This is a genomic window from Bythopirellula sp. (assembly GCF_041737835.1).
Classification (GTDB): domain Bacteria; phylum Planctomycetota; class Planctomycetia; order Pirellulales; family Lacipirellulaceae; genus Bythopirellula.
In genome coordinates this window covers 1-3,350 of sequence record NZ_JBGSQY010000011.1, presented here as the reverse complement: position 1 = coordinate 3,350, position 3,350 = coordinate 1, and the positions used below count along the sequence as shown (strand labels likewise).

General features: G+C 52.8%; 3 protein-coding genes. All 3 read right to left on the bottom strand.

The features are described from left to right. Window positions 1-1,015 (bottom strand): DUF1559 family PulG-like putative transporter (locus AC6T8Q_RS03235; protein WP_500677711.1); only part of this gene is annotated, 1,015 nt, incomplete at its 3' end. A 947-nt stretch (window positions 1,016-1,962) separates the two neighbouring features. Next, window positions 1,963-2,163, bottom strand: a complete 201-nt coding sequence (locus AC6T8Q_RS03230; protein WP_500677710.1) for a hypothetical protein — start codon at window positions 2,161-2,163, stop codon at window positions 1,963-1,965. A gap of 11 nt (window positions 2,164-2,174) precedes the next feature. Further along, complete coding sequence (locus AC6T8Q_RS03225) at window positions 2,175-3,176, bottom strand: DUF1559 family PulG-like putative transporter (protein ID WP_500677709.1); 1,002 nt, start codon at window positions 3,174-3,176, stop codon at window positions 2,175-2,177. Window positions 3,177-3,350 lie beyond the last annotated feature (174 nt).

Genomic DNA, 3,350 nt, shown 5'->3' with positions numbered 1-3,350 from the left:
CTCCAGAGAAAACATTAACCTTCGTTCCGTCACCTGAGTCAATGTTTTCACTAATGAAGTGGACGGAGCCGTCTGCGAAGCAAACTTGAGCACCACCTTTATGGCGGCTGGAAACTGTTAACGCTCCATCTGTCGTTCCACCTGCTGTCGATTGGGCGCATCGTCCTGAGTTCGGTGGAAGACATGTGTTGAATCCCGTATAACCTGAGCGTCCATCAGCGTATCGAAAGCCTACCGAACGATCACGTGTGAGCAGCGTTTGGGTAGCTCCTGGAACTCCACTCCCCAGGAATCGACTTCGACAACGAGACGTTGGCGTATGAGTCGCGCCCGCCATTCCTCCTGAGTTAACGACCGCACCGAAACTACGATCAGTATTCTGGCCATTGCCAGGGGCTAAGACGGTTTCAGAAATCATGGCCGTATTACTGAGACCATCAAGAACGTCACTGAAGCTCAGAGACATGTTTTGCCCAAAAAGTCCTCGAAGCTCAGATTTGTCCGAAACGACGACTCCAGACAGACCTCCCAATCGTTGATAAGAATCACCGTAACTATAAAGGTAGTTCGATGGTGTTTGATCGCCTTGTGGATCTGCACCTGCGGCAAGTGTGACATCAGAGGGGCATATAAACGCCGGCTGTGAATTGTAATAACCCATCGCAGGGTCAGGATTCCAGACAGCAGCCCTGTTTCCGTAGATCGTATCGTAGGCGCCGCCTTGTTCGAGAAAGGGGAGGATACCAACGAAGGCACTCATTCTTCCAGAAGCGACAGTTGCGCTTCCTGCCGACCAGGCAGGCCCGCCGTGCCCGATGGGTAATGCATTGTAGACATCATGGTAATTGTGCATCGCCAGTCCCAATTGCTTGAGATTATTTTTGCATGACGAGCGTCGAGCCGCTTCACGTGCCTGTTGGACAGCCGGCAGAAGAATGGCAACAAGAGTGGCAATGATGGCAATGACGACGAGCAATTCAACGAGCGTGAATGCGGGGCGAGTGGAACGGAACATAATTCAAATGATTGAATGAAAGGGTTCCCCACCCGCAGATTATATTAGCCAATGTCGATGCTATTTCAAAGAGAAATTCACAATCTTTTAGGGAATATCTGGCATTTAGAATGTGAGGAAATAATTAAGGTTAGGGTGCCATGCCCACGCAACACTGGAAAGCTTGGAATTGGGACAATCGTCGAGCGTGGCATGTTCCAGGGTTTCCACCCGGAAACATGCTCACGCCCCCGGCCGCTTTGCCGTTCAGTGCTGCCTCTAGGCGTGAGCATGGCACCCTCTGCAAGACCCCATCAACAAGGTGTGACAAAGAACCAGTAGCAATGGCACCAAAAAATTGAGCTTGACAAATCGCTCCTGATATAGTATACATAAGATCATTTCACGCGGTGCGCGCAGGGCAGTCCTGCGCGCGGGCCACCCGTTGTAGCCAAGGTTGTGAGACCTTGGACTTTGGCGGCACGATAGAGATTGGCCAAGGTCTGACGACCTTGGCTACCTGTTGGTCCCGGTCTCCGACCGGGACCTGGGGCGGCGGTTGACGCCGCGCGAGGAGCAAGCCGGATTCGGCGCGTGTTCCCCGCCCCAGGTCCCGCTGGGGACAGCGGGACCTACAGGTGAGCCGCCGACGAGCAAAAAACCCCAGCGTTTGTTGCCTCTAGAGGCAACAGCAAATGCGCGCGTTGGCGCGCAAAATTGGCCCGCGGGTCGAGACCGAAAACGTGGTTTCCCCGCGAGTTGATGCAGATTTGAGGTTCCCAAGCGGGTCCGAATGGGCGCGCATAGGCGCGCGTTTTTTTCGTTCTTTTTTGATTTTTTTTGCGATTTTTCTCGATTTATTCGTGTTTTTTCCGCGCTTTTTCGCCCGTGTTTCGAGCCTTTTCCCCGGTTTTTGCCCAGTTTTTCCAGGTCTTTGAGTGTTGCGCTGGGCGCAACAGAGAAAAAAATCACGCGCTTGCGGCGCGTTTTTCAGAGAACCGGAGACCTGAAAAAAGTTGCCAGGATAGAGCTTTGCAAAGGCCTAAATTTGAAGTTTTGGAACAGCGCAGCGAGGCTTTGGAAAAGCCACCATCGATGGAGAAATCGGCCGGCGCAAGAAGCGGAAGAACCGCAATAATTTTCTTTCCCGCAGGAATTTCGATGAGCATTTCTTTTGAAATCAATCCCCAGGAATCTGTCCTGTCGGTCCGCCGTCCTTGCGGCCGCCGAGAGCTTTATGGATGACCAGTTCAACATCATATGGGATATGCCGTGTTGAGCCGTCGCAAAAGACCATATTGAATCCGCTGATATGCGAGCTGCCGAACATAATGTTTGAACTGGTTGCATCGGGATTTTTGTCAAAATCGGGCAAGCTCGCCGTAAACCTGTATGTATCCCAATCGAACCCGACTTCCCAAGTTTGATTGTCGTCGCCGGATTGGGTTCCATTTCCTTGGGTGCTAAAGTTCAAATACTTTTCGCCTACTAGATATGTTTTCGAGGTGCCATCCTTGATGTGTGCTTCGCTCACCATGCTGCGAATATGCGAGACGCCATCGGCATTGTAGGGAGCCGTGGGATAGCCAGCCTTGCTCTCGAATTCAGTTTCCTTCCAAGCCATCGCGCCCACGGCTGGACCCGCCGGCCAGCCGACATTCACACTGCCGCCATTCATTGCATAATCAAGTTTCGCTATTTCGGTGAGCCCTGTGAAATCGAGATTTCTATGCCCGTGCCAAGCTCCATTCTTCAAGCCAGAACGACCGCGTGTAGGGCAAAGATAAAGCGGAATGACGGTGGCAGCGCGGAGTTTGCTGGCCGCTTTTTTTTCGGGGGTGAAGCTGTTGGGATCAGTGCCTCGGCCACGATCGTGCAACGGTGTTTCTTCGATATAGGGAAGAATATTGTAACCCCAACCGCCAGGTTGACGTGTGCTAAAGCCGCGATCCGGATCACCCCCCCAAGCATACCCCCAGCCGCCGGTGGGAAAGTGGCGGTTGGCAGTATGATGTTGCAGACAGCCCGCTCCGATGTTGCGTAGATTGTTCATGCACGAAGTCCGCCGGCCCGATTCGCGCGCGGATTGAACTGCGGGCATGATCATCGAGACGAGAATCCCGATGATCGCGATGACGACCAAAAGTTCAACAAGCGTAAATCCAAGCCGCGAGTGCCGCATCAGAACAATCCCCCCGATCAAGCCGAAAAGAGTTAACTAGTCGTCCCTGAACTACTCTCGACATTCCGTATTCCGCGGGCTTTTCTTGTCCGTTCGTGTGGTTACAATTTGCCGGGTATTGGCACGGACGACCTTCTTTTCTGGCAATTTATGCAACCATCCCCCCGGGTCCCG

Excerpts from the sequence above, each read along its gene's own strand:
- AC6T8Q_RS03230 (WP_500677710.1), bottom strand. The coding sequence starts at position 2,163 with ATGCTCATCGAAATTCCTGCGGGAAAGAAAATTATTGCGGTTCTTCCG.
- AC6T8Q_RS03225 (WP_500677709.1), bottom strand. The coding sequence starts at position 3,176 with ATGCGGCACTCGCGGCTTGGATTTACGCTTGTTGAACTTTTGGTCGTC.